Raw genomic sequence first — 16,657 nt, 5'->3', positions numbered from 1 at the left:
TCCTCCAGCACCTTGCCCTCTCCTTCCGGCACATAATAACGCTCGATGCCGTAATCGACGTTCAGCGAAGATTGTTGGCCATCGGCCGCCGGATAGAAATAGAATGGTGCGCTGCGGGCAATGACGCTGCCTTCCTTGGCCGCAAGAGCACCGAACGATGCTTCCGTAACACCCCAGAATCCGTCCGGCTGCTTTGCCAGCCGCACCGATAACTGCGCATCGGTGGCCTCCGTGGGAAAGCCGCCTGTCACTTTGCCGGCCGGAATGGTCGAGATATCGTAGGCAAGAATGACATAGTCGCCACGCAACAGGTCGCGCGGATCGACGGGCACGGTCTTGAGCACCACATCGACACCGTTGCGCAGGATCGAGGCGCGGCTTTCGATCATATAGCCGAGGAATGCGGTTTGCAGCAGAGCCACCAGGATTGCGGCAAACAGCGGCTTGATCAACGGATTGCTGTTCATGACACGCTCCCTTCGGTTGCGGTTTTCGCCGAAAGCCGTTTTTCCAGCCGGATGACCAGCCACGCAATGAGGGCGACGACCACGCCGGAAATCAGGAAGAAACCGGATGTGCCCAGAATGCTGCCCAGTGTTTCCAAGGCCAGAAACAGTGTCTCTGCGGCAAAAACCGCATAGCCGAGAAACCGCACCGCGCCGTTGAGCCGGCCGGCAATGGCAATGCCGCCAAGTGCCACCGCAAGCGTCGTTGCTCCGATACCAATCTCCTGCCCCAGACCATCCACTTCAGTATGTAGCGCTGCAAGGCCCATGACCGAGAGCGCAAAGCTGTAGAACGCGGGCGCGGCCCCGGCGTCGCGCGCAAACCGGTAGATCGGCGAAATCGGCAGGCTGACGGCCAGAAACGCCACGAGGCCAGCCCCGAACAGAAGGAAAGCAAACCAAACTTCCGGCAGCTCGATATAAAACCATCCGAGCCAGGCCAGAGCCAGCAGATAGGCAAGATGCCGGGCAATGCCGGCACCGGTATAGCGCACCAACGCGATGACGATGAYGATCAGCAGCGGGATAAGGTAGACATAGCCATTGCCCTCGAAGCTTGCACCATTCTCGGCCACCAGCTCTCCGAAAACAGCCCATGCGAGGAACCCGCAAAGCACCGAAAGAGCGGCGGAGCGAAAAACTGCGGCCGCCAGGCAGGATGCTGCGAACCAGACCAGCAGCGCATCGGATGCGTCGCCTGACAGGTGATACATCTGCCCCACCAGTGCGATTGCGCCACCGAAGGTCATCGTTGCCAGAACAAGCAGTGCGGCACCCAGCCCCCTGAGGCCACGGCTAAGGCAAAAGGCCGCTGCCAGATAGAATGCCCAGATGAGGCCTATGATGCCCGCGACGCGCAGGATGCGCGGGATGGCCTCCCAGTTGGCGGCCACGAGAAGAAGGATGGCGGCCGACAAGAGGACCGCCGCCAGCACGAGAAGAACCCGGCCGGCGCTGAACACCGTCTCGCGGGCATCATACTCCGCCAGCATCGTGCTTGCCGCTTTGGCATCGAGCATGCCCTTGGAAACCCAGATGTTGAAGTCTTTTTCGATCCGCCCCCGGTACATCGACCGATCTCCTTGCATGCGCGTGCTGCGCAACACATATCATAGCCGCTCGCAATTCCTAGAGAAGCGCGTGACCAGATGTTCGCTCTGACGGAATATCCACGGCACGGTCATCGTTAACGGAATATGAAGAGTTTCATGCGAACCTCGAACGTGAAGGCACGCCTAGGAAGAACGCAGGGCTTATGCAAAATTTGCATGTCATCCATGATGATATTGCACTGCACAAATCGCAAGCGGTCACCTATATTGAACTCAAGAAGACGGGACGAGATCAGCGAAAGCGATCGGGGCCGTCAGCGGCAAGGCCAGCCGGTTCCGCTCAGAAGTGGAAAAGGCCAGCGGACTGAAAGGTTCGCTTCATAGAATTCGGAGTGGCGCACTCCTCCTCCCAGTGCCGCTCCGATCCGATGGGCAACACTCCTCCTCCCAGTTGCTCATCACCATAAATGGCGCCCGCTGGACCTCCTCCCCCAGCGGGCGTTATTCGTTTCAAGAGCCCCCCGATAAGCCATTATATTTTCTACCGCTTTCCGTGCGGCGGCTGCACGGATGATCAAATTTTGGGCGCCTGAAAAGCAAAGATGGCGCAGCCATGCACCCGACACATAGGTGCCATTCGCCATTGGCTCTACCCGTTTCCAATCGGCAGATTTATATTCAGGACAACTTCGGGGCTGCGCACTCCTCCTCCCAGCGCGCCCTGATGGGATCGGCAACACTCCTCCTCCCAGTTGTCGATCAGAACAAGCAACGCCCGCCGGACCTCCTCCCCCGACGGGCGTTGTTTTTTGTTCATCACCCTCCGCAATATCCAGCGCTTCATTGATTTGGCAAACACGCACGCGCGCCGGGCTTGGTCAAATCGTAACCAGAACGCCCAATAGGCTTGCAAGAACTGCATGGGTGCGATGCAGCAATGTCTCTGTAATTTTCAAGAGCCAGGGCCTATATTCCAACCATCAGATGAGGGCCAGCAAAGGGTGCTGGCAAACCTAGAAAGGACCAGCATCATGAACATTGCTCGCTCATTCAACAATTGGCGCAAATACCGTCAGACCTGCAACGAACTCGGCCGCATGTCCGACCGCGAACTGAACGACCTCGGCATCGGCCGTGGCGACATCCAGTACGTTGCCCGTCAGGCAGTCAAGTAAGTCTCGCAACCAGCCGGCTCTTCCGGCTGACGCGCAGCGACCAAACGCCCTCCGGCTCAAACCGGCGGGCGTTTTTTTTCGTCCAGATTTCCCCCTGCTGGCTTCGAGATCGGCGCTTGCCTGACAGTCAGACCGCCAAGACACAGATCAACCATAGCTTTCGACGCGGTGCAGCATCTAAGGTTGCCTATTTTCCTCGCATAGACACATCCGCTTGCGCGCCGCCGMGCAAGCCCCGCGCCGCGCTGCGCCCTTGCGTAAATTCGCCACAAAAAACACGTCAAAAAAACAGATAGTTAATCGGAAGCCGCATTCACCGAAGCCGCCGTTAACCTATGGCTCCTTTTTCGGCATGTGCGCTGATTGCTCAGCGAAGCGTCATTGCAATGCACAAATGCATAGCAGATGCATTTTCTTTGCACTCCATCTTTTCCCGCGAAAGGCGTACAAAGGTTTCAACGAAGCAGGCAATCACTGCACTGCTCATTTGTATCGCTAAGGAAAAGATCATGAACCCGATTCGTATGGCTAAAAGCTGGATCAACTACCGCCGCACCGTTGCTGAACTGGGCAACCTGTCCAACCACGCTCTGACGGACATCGGTATCACCCGCTTCGACATCCGCAACATTGCTTCGCGTTCCTTCCGTTAATCGGACCCGGAATGTCGAGGGACTAAAAACGGCACCATAGGGTGCCGTTTTTGATTCCAGGACCGAGCAGAACCGGTTCCCTTCGCGCCCGCCTTGCTCTAAATAACGGCGCATGACAGACACATCTACACACTCCCCCATTCACGTCATCGGCGGCGGCCTCGCCGGCTCCGAAGCCGCCTGGCAGATTGCCTCGGCGGGCATACCGGTGATCCTCCACGAGATGCGCGGCGTGCGCGGCACGGATGCCCACAAGACCGACGGCCTTGCCGAACTGGTTTGCTCCAACTCCTTCCGCTCCGATGACGCCACCAGCAATGCCGTTGGCGTGCTGCATGCCGAGATGCGGCTTGCCGGTTCGCTGATCATGTCCTGCGCCGACAAGAACCAGGTTCCGGCCGGTGGAGCGCTCGCGGTCGACCGCGACGGTTTCTCCGACGCCGTGACTGCGGCAATCGACAGCCATCCGCTGATCACCGTCGTGCGCGAAGAGGTGCCGGGCCTGCCGCCGAAGGACTGGGATCTCGCCATTATCGCCACCGGCCCATTGACGGCGCCCTCCCTTGCCGGTGCGATCCAGGCAGAAACCGGCGCCGATGCGCTGGCCTTCTTCGATGCCATCGCCCCGATCATCCATACCGAAAGCATCGATATGGACATCTGCTGGTTCCAGTCGCGCTACGACAAGGTTGGACCGGGCGGAACAGGCAAGGACTATATCAACTGCCCGATGGACGAGGCGCAGTACAATGCCTTCGTCGACGCATTGATTGCCGGCGACAAGACCGGCTTCAAGGAATGGGAAGGCACGCCCTATTTCGATGGCTGCCTGCCGATCGAGGTCATGGCCGAGCGCGGACGCGAAACCCTGCGTCATGGTCCGATGAAGCCGATGGGCCTCACCAACGCCCACAACCCGACCGTCAAGGCCTATGCCGTCGTGCAGCTGCGCCAGGACAATGCCCTTGGCACGCTCTACAACATGGTCGGTTTCCAGACGAAGCTGAAATACGGGGCGCAAGCGGAGGTGATCCGCATGATTCCGGGGCTTGAGAAAGCCGAATTCGCCCGCCTCGGCGGCCTGCATCGCAACACCTACATTAACTCGCCGGTGCTGCTCGATAAATCGCTGACTCTGAAGTCACGGCCAGGCTTGCGATTCGCCGGCCAGATCACCGGCTGCGAAGGCTATGTCGAAAGTGCCAGCATCGGTCTGCTCGCAGGCCGTTTCGCCGCCGCGGAGCGCAAGGGCCAGCCGCTGCCGCTGCCTCCGGAAACCACCGCCTTTGGCTCGCTGCTCAATCATATCACCGGTGGCCATATCGTTTCGGATGACGAACCGGGAAAACGCTCGTTCCAGCCGATGAACATCAATTTCGGCCTGTTCCCGCTGCTTGAGCCGGGCGCGATCGTCAAGCCCGAAGGCGTCAAGCGCTTCCGTGGCAAGGACAAGACCGTGATGAAGAAGCAGCTTGTGGCGCAACGGGCGCTTGAAGATTGCGCGGCCTGGCTGAAGGCGGATCAATCCGCCTGAATGAGCTTATACCAAGTCTCTGTTATCGAGACTTGGTATCAATCCCGGATTGCGGATTGAAACTGCCGAGCAGCCACAGGGAAACCTCGGCTGCGATCTGCGGGGTTTCGAACTCGTAGACACCATCGAGATATGAGAAATCGGCAAAATGCACCGTGAGGCCGCGGCCGCTTTCGGCATTGCTGACATTGACCTTGCCGGCTTCAATCAAGTGGCAGACGAAATGCGTGCCATGGGCTGCCATGAAACCGGCCTTGCCGTCGTGAAGGCGGACGAAATAGGCTTTTTCATCCGCCGTCGCGTGAATGGCCCTGATCGCTTCTTCGGGAAAGGCACGGCCGAAATCGAGGATAGCGACGCCCGTGTCGGGCTCGCGCCTGTCCTTGTCGGCACGTGCCTTCATCCGCATGTAGAAAATACCTGCGAGAACAACGCAGATGATGACGATCAGCCAACCCATGACGCCGGCTCCTTTTCCCACATCGATAAGACGGGCGTAACCCTATGCGGCGAACCTTGCGCCAATGTGCCCGCTGATATCGCGAAACAGCAGATGCGATGCCGTCTGCGTTTTACCATCTGCCGCTGCGGGCCGCTTTCCACATCCACCATTGGCGGCGCCATTGCGATGGCACAATGGAACGCTCGAAGAGCTTCGCCCCGGCCCGCTCGGCACGATCAAAAACAGGTTCCGCCAGCGCCAGCGCGGTGAACGCAAAGCGGTTCATCGGCGAAATGGTGCCGGCAGCCGCGCGGGCCTTGGCAAGGTGCTCGCGGCCAAGACCGGCAAACGCGCGGATTGCCAGACTGACGGATTGTTCGTTCGCGCCGGAGAGGAAACCGTCCCGGTCAAGCCCGGTCGCGGCCAGGAGTTCAGCCGGGAAATAGACCTGCCCGCGCCGGCGATGCAGCGGCAGAAGCAGAAGAAGCCCGGCCACCGACTGGGCAACGCCGGCATGACCGGCGGCCGACGCCGAGTTTTGCGCCGTTTGCGGATCGAGGATCAGGCTTGCAAGCTGAATGAGCGCCGACGCCGTTTCACCCGCATAGCCTTCAAGCGAGGCGCGGCTTTCCATCGGATCGTCATAGAGATCGAAGATACGGGCATCGATCAAATTCTGCAGCACCGGAACCGGCAGCTTGTGGCTTTTCACGCAGGCAAGCAGTGCCTCAGCCAGCGGGTTGCCCTCGCCGCTCGCTCCACTTGGATCATCAAGCACGTCGCGCCACCACTGCAGCCGGATTTCGCCGGGCAATGGCTCACGCACGAGATCGCGCACGCGGGCAATCTCGGCGTGGAATGCATAAAGCGCCGACAGCGGCCCCCGTTTGTCCGATGGAGACAGGAGGCAGGCGAGATAGCGATCACGATCGCTGTCGCGCAGCGCAGCCAGGCTGAAGTCGTAGACCGGCTGCGCGGCAATGGCAGGATTTTCGGGCATGTTCATCGTTCAGACGGCAATAAAGGCGGCGGCGACGGCGCGGGATTCGGCGAGCATGATGTTATAGGTCCGTATGGCCGCGCCCGTGCTCATCGGATCGGATGAAATCCCGCATTCCCTGAACTTTGCCTTCAAAGCCGCAGGTAATGGCCTGATGTCCTTGCCAGTGCCCACCAGGATAACCTCGATCCCTGCCGATTCCGCAAAAACACGCTGGAAGCATTCAACCGTCAGCAGATCGCCTTCCACCATGTCCCAACCGTAGATGCCGGAGGGCAGCATCAGCAGCGAACCGCGATGCGACATGCCGGCGAAACGGAAGCCGCCATTACCGTAACTCTCGACCGGCGCCTGGCCCGGAAAGTGGGCCTGGCGGATTTCGATGGGCTTGCGCATGTTACGGCGCTCCCTTGGCAGGATGCGCACCGATGCCGCCGGTTTTTTCCGTGCCGCCCGGAGCGCCGTGCCTCAGCCTGAAAAGGATGAGAACCGGGCCCGCGACATAGATCGACGAGAACGTGCCGACCGCCACACCGAACAGCATCACGAAGGCAAAGGACTGGATCGCCTCGCCGCCGAACAAGCACAGCGCAGCCAGCGCCAGCATCGTCGTCGCGCCGGTGAGCACCGTTCGCGACAGGGTCTGGTTGATCGACGTATCGATCAGGATCGGCAGGGGCATGCGCGGATATCGCTTGAGGTTTTCGCGGACACGGTCGTAGACGACCACGGTATCATTCAGCGAATAGCCGACGATCGTCAAAAGCGCCGCGATACTGGTCAGATTGAACTCCATGCCGGTGACGACAAACAGACCGATGGTCAAAAGCACGTCATGCAGCGTGGCGACGATGGCGCCGGCGGCAAACTGCCACTCGAACCGGACCCAGATATAGATCAGGACTGCCAGAAGCGAGGCCAGCACGCCAATGGTCGCCGCCGTGGTCAGGTCGCCGGAAACCGATGGCCCGACAACTTCAACCCGGCGGAACTCGTATTGATCCTCAAGCTCGCCCCGGATCATGATCACCGACGTCTGCTCGGCATTCTCGCCACCGTCGCGCGAATGCACCCGCACCACGACATCCTGCGGCGAACCGAACGGCTTCACCGTCACGTCCCCGATGTTAAGTTCGTAGAGGCGCCCGCGAATGTCCTCGATATCGGCATTGCCCTCGCGCGCCTTCAGCTCGATAACCGAACCACCGGAAAAATCGATGCCGAGATTGATGCCGAGCGCACCAAACAAAAGCATGCTGACAACGGACAAGAGGGCCGTCAGCGAGAAGACGTAGTTGCGGATCGCCATGAACCGGAAGGCGGCGCCATCGAATATGCCGGTGCGAATGCCGTCCGGCAACGCCGTCGGCTGGCGGCGATCGACCCAGATTTCGAGCATAACCCTCGTCAGGGTAAAAGCGGTGAAGAGCGTGGTGACGATGCCGATGGCAAGTGTCACGGCAAAGCCACGGACCGAACCCGTACCGAGGAAAAGCAGGATGATCGCTGCAATCAGCGTGGTGATGTTGGCATCGACGATGGCGGCGAAAGCGCGTGAGAATCCATATTGCATGGCTTCCCCGACTGAGCGGCCATGTTTCACCTCTTCGCGGATGCGCTCATAGATCAATACGTTTGAATCGACCGCCATGCCGATGGTCAGCACGATGCCGGCGATGCCCGGCAGCGTCAAAGGCAGCCCCGTGGCTGACAAGACCGCGATGATCATGACGACGTTGAGAGCGACGGCAAGGCTCGCAACCGCGCCAAAGAGCCCGTAAAAACCCAGCATAAAGGCGATAACGAGGATAGCGCCGATTGCGCCGGCCGACAGGATCGAGTGGATGGAATCCGCACCGCGCCCGGCGCCGATCGAACGTTCCTCGACAACGGTGAGCGGCGTCGCCAAGGCTCCCGCGCGCAACACCAGCGCCAGGTCGTCAGCGCCCTCAGGGCTCATATCCGCGACAAGCTGGACGGTGCCATCGGTGATCGCCTTGCGCACCAGTGGCGTGGCGATCACGGCCCCGTCCAGAACAATGGCGATCGTCGTGCCGGAATTGTCGGCCGTTGCCTGCGCAAAGCGTGCGGTGCCTTCCGGTCCAAGCCTGAGGTTGACAACGGGATTGCCGGATTGGGCATTGATCGCCGACTTGGCATCGATGATATCGCGATTGTCGATAATGGGCTGGCGGCGCAGCAGGTAGCCGATCGGCGGGTCGTCGGCTGAATAGAGGACTTCCGAATTGACCGGCGGCTGGCCGTCGACCGCAACCTGGACAGGCATGGACATATCGATGCCGCGAAACGACAATTTTCCGGCCTGGCCGAGGATATACTTGACCTGCTCGGGATCATACCGCCCGGGTATCTGGACGATGATCCTGTCGCCACCTTGCCTGCGGATCTTCGGCTGCTGGGATCCGAGCTCCGTCAGACGCCGGTGCAGAACGGTGATCGCGCTGTCGAGCGTCGTTGAGATAGCGTGGCTGATGCCATCATTGGTGACATCGATCGTCAAAAGACCATCGGCGGAACTCCCGACAGTCACTTCGCTGAAGTCGCCCTTCGTAAGGCCGCCGCCCTTGACCGGGTCAGTCAGCGGCTTCAAGGCCGCCCGTGCGGCATCGGCCCCAGCCGGATCGCGAAGGCGAAGCTGGATCGCCTGCCCGGTTCCCGACAGGCCGGAATAACCGATGCCGGCCGCGCGCAGGCGCGTGCCGACATCGTTGATAGCAGCCTCGAGGCGGGACTTGACGACATCGTCCCGCTCGACCTTCAGCGTGATCTGTGATCCGCCCTGAAGGTCGAGGCCAAGCATCATCTGCTTCTTTGGAAGCCAGTCCGGCAGGGTATCCAGCGTAGCGGTCGGTACCGCATTCGGCACCGCGACCAGGATGCTGAACAGCACGACGAGCCAGACGATGATGGTTTTCCAGCGGGAAAAATACGGCATGAAGCTCTCAAAGATACGTCGTTACAAGGTGACCAGTGTGCCCGGCCTCCCTACAAGCTTACTCCTTGACAGGTTCGCCCTTCACACGGACTTCGGATACACCACTGCGTACCACACGAATCTTCACGCCGTCAGCAATTTCGACTTCGAGTTCGCTGTCATCGACGACCTTCGTCACCTTGCCGACAATTCCGCCACCGGTAACGATCTGATCGCCGCGGCGGATGTTCTTCAGCAGTTCTTCGCGGCGCTTCATGTTGGCGCGCTGCGGGCGAATGATCAGGAAGTACATCACCACGAAGATCAGCAGGAACGGCAGAATCGACATGAGAATATCAGCGCCGCCAGCGCTTGCGCCGGGTGCCGTCTGGGCGAATGCCTCGGTAATGAACATCAATCACTCCTTGAATTCAGTTTGCGGACGGATGCCCGCGTTTCGGATCGCCGGAATATAGGAAAGGCTGATTTCAATGCAACAACAGACCAACCGGCTTCTGCCTTCAGCCTCATACATGAAATCGGCCTAAGGAGAAGCTCTTTCTACTGGATTTCACGCCTTTTACCGTTAGATCAGCCATGATACCGGACAGTTCGGCCGCTTGCCGCGCCGCGCGTCATTCATGACGCGCAAAGGTCGCTGTAGCGCTTTAATTTGCTGCATGATTCCTGAAACCGGAATCGATTTAAGGAATTATGCAGCAGCCAAAACCATAGCCATCATCGGGGAAGCTCTCATGCAGGACACGAAAATCGACCTTCTGATCGCCGAAATGCGCAAGCTGTCGGCTGCCATTGAGCGGATCGCCGGTCCAGCCCCCGCCGTCAACGATTGGGACGCCGCAGAATGCTTCGTCTGGTCTCCCCAAAGCTTGCATCTCCAGCCGGTGACCAGGCCGAACCGCGTCGAGCTCAAGCTGATCCAGAGCGTCGATCATGTCCGCGATATCCTGTTCGACAATACGCTGAGATTTGCACAAGGTTTTCCAGCCAACAACGTGCTGCTGTGGGGCGCGCGCGGCATGGGCAAGTCCTCGCTGGTCAAGGCGGTTCATGCCAGCGTCGCTGCAGATGCGGGCATCCGCCTGAAACTGGTCGAGGTGCACCGCGAAGATATCGCCACGCTGCCGACCCTGATGGAAATCCTCAAGAGCGCGCCGGTACCGGTCATCGTCTTTTGCGACGACCTGTCCTTCGATCATGATGACACATCCTACAAGTCGCTCAAGGCCGTGCTCGATGGCGGCATCGAGGGCCGGCCGGCAAACGTGCTGCTCTACGCGACCTCCAATCGCCGCCACCTTTTGCCACGGCATATGATGGAAAACGAGCAGTCGACCGCGATCAACCCTTCCGAGGCCGTCGAGGAAAAGGTCTCGCTGTCCGACCGGTTCGGGCTGTGGCTCGGTTTCTACAAATGCAGCCAGGACGACTACCTGGCGATGATCGACGGCTACGCCGCCCATTTCGGGCTGGAAGGCGATCCCAAGCAGCTTCACGCCGACGCACTGGAATGGAGCACGACGCGCGGCGCGCGCTCCGGCCGCGTCGCCTGGCAATTCATCCAGGATCTCGCCGGCCGCACGCAAAAGAAAATCGACCTGACCTGAACGCAAAAGAAAAGCCCCGGAACGGGGCTTTTCTTTTGATGAGGGTGGCAGTGCAAGACTACTCGAGGAACGTCGCCGGGTTGACCGCACTGGCGTTCTTGCGAACCTCGAAGTGCACCTGCGGCTGCGATGCCGTGCCGCTCATGCCGGACGCTGCCAGTGTCTGGCCGCGCTGGATCTTCTGGCCGCGCTGGACCTTCAGTTCCGACGCATTGCCGTAGACGGTGACCGTACCATCGTCATGGCGAACCAGAACGGCATTGCCGAGTTCCTTCAGACTGCTGCCCGAATAGATGACCACACCGTTTTCGGCGGCCTTGATCGGCGTGCCCTCGGGAACCGAGATGTTGATGCCGTCGTTGCGGTTGCCTTCGACATTGGCGCCGTATCCGGCAATGACCGCACCGCGAACCGGCCAGCGATACTTGCTGATACCTGTTGCCTTCGGCGACGGCTCGGACGTGTCCTCCTTGGAGGCGACTTCCACCGATTGCTTGGCGACCGGCGCCGTATATTCGGCCGGCTTGGTGCTGTCGGCCTTGGCAACCTTCTCATCGGCCTTCTTCGGAACCGAAGCCGTCACCACCTGATCGGTAGCCGATGCCTTGCCGCCTGGAATTTTCAGCGTCTGGCCGATGCGGATTGCAGCGCTGGTCAGGCCGTTCTCCTTGCGCAGCGCATCCACCGACACGCCGTTTGCCTTGGCGATCCGGTTGATGGAATCGCCGGCCTTGACCGTATAGGTCCCGCCCTGACCGTTGCCGTCGCCGGAAACCGGCTGCTTGCCTGAGGCCATGTCGGTACGGTTGACACCCTTTTCACGGGACTGAGACTGGCCCGGCAGGATAGCCACGTCGCGGCTGTCCGGCTGGATCGGGGTATTCTTCTGCTTGTCGACATCAAGGCTCGCGGCGGCGTCGGACGCAGCAGCCTTGGCAGCACTTCCTGCGATACCGAAGGTCGGGATCAGAATGCGCTGGCCGGGCTCAGCCTCAGACGAGGATTTCAGTCCGTTGGCCTTGAGGATTTCTTTCTCCGGCACGCCGAACCGCTTGGAGAGCGTCGCGACTGTATCGCCCTGACGCAACAGGACCGCAGGCGCATTGGCTGTCGACCAGCCACCCTTGGAGGCCGTCGCCGTCGAGACCGGGTCGGCGTTCAGCTTCTGGCCGGCCTTGGCCGTATTGCGAACGCTCGGGAAAGGCTGCGCCAGCGATGTATCGCGCGCCTTTGCAGCCGGATCTGCAAGTGCCACACGCTGAACATTGATCGGCGTGGAAGCTTCACGAGCACGCGAAACCGGCGCGCTTGCCGTATTCACCGGATCAGGGAACGGCTGATCGACTGCTTCCTGACGATTATCCGGCGCCACCATGGGCGAAACCGCCATGCCGCCGCCCTGCACATCACTGCGCGGGACCGGCACATTGCTGCTGGCGATTGAGTTGGTCGTAAGATTATCGGACCTCGAAAAAAGCCCACCGAAGCGGCTCGCATCGGAGCTGCACCCTGTCGCAGCGCTTGCCAGCAAAACCGCCGCAGCCAAGCGAACAACGGACTTTCCCACACTCGACGAAACTCTCATACGCATGACACTTTACCCACTTGGAACGCAACTCGGTGTAAAATGATTAAAGCGCATTAGAGTTACCGCGCAGTTAAAGCCGCCAGCGGCATGCATCTTTTTTGATGAATTGATAACCATGATGGCCGTGCCGGATCACACCACCGGCAATTCTCAGGCGGGACAGCCCGCAGGCACGCACCAGACCTGCTGCATAATTTCTTAAACCGGAATCGATTTAAGAAAAAATTATGCAGCAAACTTAAAGTGCTACAGCGACCTTTGCGCGTCATGAATGACGCGCGGCGCCGTAGAAGCACCGCCTCGACATTGGCAGAGGCTTTCGCCTTGCCCTGCCTTTGCAGCGGTTATGTATGAGGTCAAAAATGTGCAGTCTTTACGCGGCAAGCGCTTAGAAATTTTCCTGGTAGAACTTTTCGATCCCGGACACAGGGCTGCGTGTCTGCGAGACATCTTCGTAGCTGATCGTGCCGGTGTCCCAACCGAACATGTCGCCGGTAATCATGCCGCCGGCGTCCGGCGTCACAGTCAATTCCGACTGCACCTTGTCGGCGTCCAGCAGAACGCTGACGAGCGTCTGGAACGCCGATCCGCCGTCTATGCCGCTTTCATTGCTGTACTCCACCGAGCGTGAACCGGCCACGGCTGCATCGCGCGTCCCGAAATAACGCAGGCTGTTCTGATCCTCCGGGCGCAGGTTGTCGTAATATTCGATGAAGGCGCGATAATAGGCCTTGTGATCGCCAGTCTCGCTATATTTGCCGAAAGCCTGATACTCGCGCGCGGCCAGCTGCGGTGACAGCCTGTTGCTCCACTCGTCTTTCGTCAGTGCCGGGTATTTTTCCTGAACCCGCTTGGTTCGTCCAAGGAACAGAAGAGCCTCTGCGGACAGCGAGACACGCGAGGCCGGGTCATAACCGCCGGTCGGCAAAACCGCCGCGCTGCCGTCTTCCCGGCTGCCCGACACGCCCTGCGCCGCCGCGCGGCCCGCAAGATTGTTCAGGCCGTCTCCGGCGGCTGCCGAGGTCAATCGGTTCGCGATCTGCATCTGCCGTCTCCTGCGTTTTGACGCCTGGAACAGAGCTGACACATACGCTTCCGGTCAGAGGTCAGCCCATCTGTGTGACTTTGGTGCGCAGATTTCGGTTAGGCCCCGAAGCTTGCGTCAAACTGACTATGGTTAACGGAAAATTAACACCCTGTTTTCGCAATGATAAATCGCCTGCCAGGCAAAACGGCATGCGCGCAGCCACGCTCCGTTGCCGTCACCAGCAACGGAATCAGTGCTTTGACACGATGACTTTCCGAGTCCCGCCCCGAGAGTCGCCGATGCTGCCAATCAGGCGTTTGGAGATTTAGAGAAAGGAAGCGAGCTGCGGCACGATCGGCAGATACGGAGCCTCGAACAGGTCCTCGCGGTCGAACCGGCTGCCGGTGCGCGTCAGCCGGACGATGCGGCATTCGGTTTCGCTCATCATGATCGGCACGATCAGAATGCCGCCGGAGACGAGGTGATCGGAGAAGACACGGGGCAGGCTGGAGAAGGCGGCCGTGACCAGAATACGGTCGAAGGTGCCCTCACCCGCCGGGCCGACGCTGCCGTCCGCCTGGCGGACGATCACATTGCGGATGCCGGCCTTTTCGAGGTTTCGCTGGGCACCGGTGACAAGTGTCTTGTAGCGCTCGATGGTCAGGACGCGCTCGGCGATCCGCCCCATCACGCCGGCAGTAAAGCCGCTGCCGGTTCCGACTTCGAGGACGCGTTGGCCCGGCTTGACGTTGAGGCTATGGAGCAACCGGACCGCAAAATCGAAGCCCTCCATGAACGCGCCGCAATCCAGCGGAACGAGCCGTGACGAATAGGCGTTCTCCTGGTACTGCGGCGGCGTAAATATCGTCCGCGGCGTCTGCTCGACGGCGTTGAGCAGTTCCTTGTTGGAAATACCCTCGGCCCGCAGGCGCAGCACCAAAGCTGCAAACCCTTCCTGCTCGATAACGCGCGGGCTCAATCGGCCTCTCCGTCGAGAAGCGCGCGGGCGACCCGATCCTGCACGGTATAATCGGTCAGGTCCAGCTTCAACGGCGTCACGGATATCTTGTGCTCGCGGATCGCATGGATGTCGGTTCCAGCCCGGAAGTCGCCGAAACGTTCGCCGAAACGAAGCCAGAAGTATGGATGACCACGCCCGTCCGAGCGCTCGTCGATCGTCAGGCCGAAATCAAGCTTGCCCTGGCAGGTCACTTCGGTACCGGTCACGGCATCCGCCGGGCAGTTCGGGAAATTCAGGTTAAGGAATGTGCCATCCGGCAGATCGAGCTTCATCAGCTTTTTCAAAAGCTTTGGCGCGTGTGTTTCCACAACATCCCAGGGAACGGCGCCACCGTCGGTATGGCGGTAGGCCTGGCTCAGTGCAAAGGAACGGATGCCTTGCAGCGTCCCTTCGATGGCACCGGCGATGGTACCGGAATAGGTGACGTCATCGGCCATGTTGGCGCCGACATTGACGCCGGACAGGATGAGATCAGGCTTGACGTCGAGCACCTTGCGCACAGCCATGATGACGCAATCAGTCGGCGTACCGCGCAGCGCAAAGTGCTTTTCCGAGATCTGCCGCAGGCGCAGCGGCTCCGACAGGGTCAGAGAATGCGCAAGGCCGCTCTGGTCCGTCTCCGGTGCCACCACCCAGACGTCGTTCGAGATCGTCCGGGCGATCCGTTCGAGCACGGCAAGGCCTTCGGCATGGATGCCATCATCGTTGGTCAGCAGAATTCGCATCTCTACCCCTGCCGCAAGACGCGGCTCAACCGGCCTTTTCGATCTTCGTGAGGCCGCCCATATAGGGCAACAATACGTCCGGGATGGTTACCGATCCGTCTTCATTCAGATAATTTTCGATGACGGCGATCAAGGCGCGGCCGACAGCCGTTCCCGAACCGTTCAGCGTATGGGCGAATTTCAGGGCCTTGTCGTCCTTCACCCGGTAGCGGGTGTTCATCCGCCGCGCCTGGAAATCGCCGCAGACCGAGCAGGATGAAATCTCGCGGTAGGCGTCCTGTCCCGGCAGCCAGACTTCCAGATCGTAGGTCTTGCGGGCGCCAAAGCCCATGTCGCCGGTGCACAGCGTCATCACCCGGTAATGCAGACCGAGACGCTTCAACACTTCCTCGGCACACGCCGTCATGCGCTCGTGCTCGTCGATCGAGCTTTCCGCATCGGTGATCGATACCAGTTCCACCTTGTTGAACTGATGCTGGCGCAGCATGCCGCGGGTATCGCGGCCGGCGGAGCCTGCCTCCGAGCGGAAGCAGGGCGTCAGCGCCGTGAAACGCAGCGGCAACACGTCGGCTTCAAGGATTTGCTCGCGCACCATGTTGGTCAGCGGCACCTCGGCCGTCGGGATCAGCCAGCGGCCATCCGTGGTCTTGAAAAGATCCTCGGAGAATTTCGGCAGCTGTCCCGTGCCGTACATCGCTTCGTCACGGGTCATCAGCGGCGGCTGGACTTCGAGATAGCCGTGTTCGCTCGTATGCAGATCGAGCATGAACTGGCCGAGCGCCCGCTCGAGACGCGCCAGCTGGCCCTTGACGATGGTGAAGCGCGAACCCGCGATCTTTGCGGCGCCCTCGAAATCAAGCCAGCCAAGTTCTTCGCCGATCTCGAAATGTTCCTTCGCCTTGTGATTCCAGCCCGGCTTCTGGCCGTGGCTGTGCTTGACGACATTGCCGTGTTCGTCGCTGCCGACCGGCACATCGTCGAGCGGAATATTCGGGATGCTCGACAGCGCCTCGATCAAGGCGGCGTCCGTCAGCCGGTTTTCTTCTTCGAGAGCCGGCATCGTGGTCTTCAGCTCAGCCACTTCCGATTTCAGCTTTTCGGCGAGTTCGCTGTTCTTCTGCGCCATTGCAGCGCCGATTTCCTTGGAAGCGGCATTGCGGCGCGACTGCATGTCCTGCAGCGACTGAACGAGGGAACGGCGCTTTTCATCGAGCGAAATCAGCGCAGCCGACAGGGGCTCCGCACCGCGCTTGGCAAGTGCTGCGTCCAGGGCTTCGGCATTGTCCCTAATCCATTTGATATCAAGCATGGTCGTTCAGGTCCTGATCGGTCTTGGTAAAAACTGAAACCCGAACTCATCGGCTGATACGC

General features: G+C 60.1%; 16 protein-coding genes. 4 read left to right on the top strand and 12 right to left on the bottom strand.

Going from position 1 to position 16,657, the window contains the following annotated elements:
- Both AC1D17_RS18935 and AC1D17_RS18930 read right to left on the bottom strand, forming a co-directional pair.
- Positions 1 to 467, bottom strand: a 467-nt coding sequence (locus AC1D17_RS18935) for a GDYXXLXY domain-containing protein (protein ID WP_477566881.1), incomplete at its 3' end; no start/stop codon positions are given.
- The gene (locus tag AC1D17_RS18930; RefSeq protein WP_477566880.1) at positions 464 to 1,576 is read right to left on the bottom strand and encodes a DUF2157 domain-containing protein; all 1,113 of its coding nucleotides are present in this window, start codon (positions 1,574 to 1,576) and stop codon (positions 464 to 466) included. The genes AC1D17_RS18935 and AC1D17_RS18930, both read right to left, overlap by 4 nt.
- Before the next feature lie 1,013 nt (positions 1,577 to 2,589).
- Between AC1D17_RS18930 and AC1D17_RS18925 the strand changes: the two genes are divergently transcribed.
- The 3 genes from AC1D17_RS18925 to trmFO all read left to right on the top strand — a co-directional run bounded on the left by AC1D17_RS18925 (position 2,590) and on the right by trmFO (position 4,920).
- Complete coding sequence (locus tag AC1D17_RS18925) at positions 2,590 to 2,733, top strand: DUF1127 domain-containing protein (RefSeq protein ID WP_068955544.1); 144 nt, start codon at positions 2,590 to 2,592, stop codon at positions 2,731 to 2,733.
- A gap of 509 nt (positions 2,734 to 3,242) precedes the next feature.
- On the top strand, positions 3,243 to 3,386 hold the full coding sequence (locus AC1D17_RS18920; protein WP_264218875.1) for a DUF1127 domain-containing protein: 144 nt from the start codon (positions 3,243 to 3,245) through the stop codon (positions 3,384 to 3,386).
- A 112-nt stretch (positions 3,387 to 3,498) separates the two neighbouring features.
- The gene (gene trmFO, locus AC1D17_RS18915) at positions 3,499 to 4,920 is read left to right on the top strand and encodes a methylenetetrahydrofolate--tRNA-(uracil(54)-C(5))-methyltransferase (FADH(2)-oxidizing) TrmFO (RefSeq protein ID WP_477566879.1); all 1,422 of its coding nucleotides are present in this window, start codon (positions 3,499 to 3,501) and stop codon (positions 4,918 to 4,920) included.
- A 22-nt stretch (positions 4,921 to 4,942) separates the two neighbouring features.
- Here trmFO and AC1D17_RS18910 read toward each other — a convergent pair whose 3' ends face one another.
- From AC1D17_RS18910 to yajC, 5 genes are all read right to left on the bottom strand, one after another.
- Positions 4,943 to 5,380 (bottom strand): hypothetical protein, encoded by a 438-nt coding sequence (locus tag AC1D17_RS18910; protein WP_477566878.1) that lies wholly within the window; start codon positions 5,378 to 5,380, stop codon positions 4,943 to 4,945.
- A 112-nt stretch (positions 5,381 to 5,492) separates the two neighbouring features.
- A complete protein-coding gene (locus tag AC1D17_RS18905) occupies positions 5,493 to 6,362 on the bottom strand; it encodes a phytoene/squalene synthase family protein (RefSeq protein WP_477566877.1) in 870 nt (289 codons plus the stop codon).
- Positions 6,363 to 6,371: 9 nt separating this feature from the next.
- Positions 6,372 to 6,758, bottom strand: coding sequence for an Mth938-like domain-containing protein (locus tag AC1D17_RS18900; protein ID WP_477566876.1), 387 nt, complete (start codon positions 6,756 to 6,758; stop codon positions 6,372 to 6,374).
- 1 nt (position 6,759) lies between these two features.
- Positions 6,760 to 9,318 carry a protein translocase subunit SecDF gene (gene secDF, locus AC1D17_RS18895; RefSeq protein ID WP_477566875.1) on the bottom strand — a complete coding sequence of 853 codons (2,559 nt, stop codon included), beginning with the start codon at positions 9,316 to 9,318 and terminating at the stop codon, positions 6,760 to 6,762.
- A gap of 58 nt (positions 9,319 to 9,376) precedes the next feature.
- Positions 9,377 to 9,712 (bottom strand): preprotein translocase subunit YajC, encoded by a 336-nt coding sequence (gene yajC / locus AC1D17_RS18890; protein ID WP_037101047.1) that lies wholly within the window; start codon positions 9,710 to 9,712, stop codon positions 9,377 to 9,379.
- A 340-nt stretch (positions 9,713 to 10,052) separates the two neighbouring features.
- Between yajC and AC1D17_RS18885 the strand changes: the two genes are divergently transcribed.
- Positions 10,053 to 10,925: an ATP-binding protein gene (locus AC1D17_RS18885; protein WP_477566874.1), complete on the top strand. Its 873-nt coding sequence runs from the start codon at positions 10,053 to 10,055 to the stop codon at positions 10,923 to 10,925.
- 58 nt (positions 10,926 to 10,983) lie between these two features.
- Here the strand turns inward: AC1D17_RS18885 and AC1D17_RS18880 are convergent, their stop codons facing one another.
- The 5 genes from AC1D17_RS18880 to serS form a co-directional block, all read right to left on the bottom strand.
- Positions 10,984 to 12,516, bottom strand: a complete 1,533-nt coding sequence (locus AC1D17_RS18880; protein WP_477566873.1) for a peptidoglycan DD-metalloendopeptidase family protein — start codon at positions 12,514 to 12,516, stop codon at positions 10,984 to 10,986.
- A 385-nt stretch (positions 12,517 to 12,901) separates the two neighbouring features.
- The gene (locus AC1D17_RS18875) at positions 12,902 to 13,558 is read right to left on the bottom strand and encodes a biotin biosynthesis protein BioC (RefSeq protein ID WP_477566872.1); all 657 of its coding nucleotides are present in this window, start codon (positions 13,556 to 13,558) and stop codon (positions 12,902 to 12,904) included.
- Between the two features lie 307 nt (positions 13,559 to 13,865).
- A complete protein-coding gene (locus tag AC1D17_RS18870; protein WP_477566871.1) occupies positions 13,866 to 14,519 on the bottom strand; it encodes a protein-L-isoaspartate(D-aspartate) O-methyltransferase in 654 nt (217 codons plus the stop codon).
- Entirely contained in the window at positions 14,516 to 15,286 is a 771-nt protein-coding gene (gene surE / locus AC1D17_RS18865) for a 5'/3'-nucleotidase SurE (RefSeq protein WP_477566870.1), read from the bottom strand. Before surE ends, AC1D17_RS18870 begins: the two co-directional genes overlap by 4 nt.
- A gap of 25 nt (positions 15,287 to 15,311) precedes the next feature.
- On the bottom strand, positions 15,312 to 16,595 hold the full coding sequence (gene serS, locus AC1D17_RS18860) for a serine--tRNA ligase (RefSeq protein ID WP_477566869.1): 1,284 nt from the start codon (positions 16,593 to 16,595) through the stop codon (positions 15,312 to 15,314).
- Positions 16,596 to 16,657 lie beyond the last annotated feature (62 nt).

It is taken from the genome of Pararhizobium sp. P1_E7, assembly GCF_056405855.1.
This window is presented reverse-complemented; position numbering and strand designations above follow the sequence as displayed.

What these genes read in the sequence shown, in the direction of transcription:
- AC1D17_RS18925 (WP_068955544.1), top strand. Translation starts at nt 2,590, where the DNA reads ATGAACATTGCTCGCTCATTCAACAATTGGCGCAAATACCGTCAGACC.
- AC1D17_RS18920 (WP_264218875.1), top strand. Translation starts at nt 3,243, where the DNA reads ATGAACCCGATTCGTATGGCTAAAAGCTGGATCAACTACCGCCGCACC.
- trmFO (WP_477566879.1), top strand. Translation starts at nt 3,499, where the DNA reads ATGACAGACACATCTACACACTCCCCCATTCACGTCATCGGCGGCGGC.
- AC1D17_RS18910 (WP_477566878.1), bottom strand. Translation starts at nt 5,380, where the DNA reads ATGGGTTGGCTGATCGTCATCATCTGCGTTGTTCTCGCAGGTATTTTC.
- AC1D17_RS18905 (WP_477566877.1), bottom strand. Translation starts at nt 6,362, where the DNA reads ATGCCCGAAAATCCTGCCATTGCCGCGCAGCCGGTCTACGACTTCAGC.
- AC1D17_RS18900 (WP_477566876.1), bottom strand. Translation starts at nt 6,758, where the DNA reads ATGCGCAAGCCCATCGAAATCCGCCAGGCCCACTTTCCGGGCCAGGCG.
- secDF (WP_477566875.1), bottom strand. Translation starts at nt 9,318, where the DNA reads ATGCCGTATTTTTCCCGCTGGAAAACCATCATCGTCTGGCTCGTCGTG.
- yajC (WP_037101047.1), bottom strand. Translation starts at nt 9,712, where the DNA reads ATGTTCATTACCGAGGCATTCGCCCAGACGGCACCCGGCGCAAGCGCT.
- AC1D17_RS18885 (WP_477566874.1), top strand. Translation starts at nt 10,053, where the DNA reads ATGCAGGACACGAAAATCGACCTTCTGATCGCCGAAATGCGCAAGCTG.
- AC1D17_RS18880 (WP_477566873.1), bottom strand. Translation starts at nt 12,516, where the DNA reads ATGCGTATGAGAGTTTCGTCGAGTGTGGGAAAGTCCGTTGTTCGCTTG.
- AC1D17_RS18875 (WP_477566872.1), bottom strand. Translation starts at nt 13,558, where the DNA reads ATGCAGATCGCGAACCGATTGACCTCGGCAGCCGCCGGAGACGGCCTG.
- surE (WP_477566870.1), bottom strand. Translation starts at nt 15,286, where the DNA reads ATGCGAATTCTGCTGACCAACGATGATGGCATCCATGCCGAAGGCCTT.
- serS (WP_477566869.1), bottom strand. Translation starts at nt 16,595, where the DNA reads ATGCTTGATATCAAATGGATTAGGGACAATGCCGAAGCCCTGGACGCA.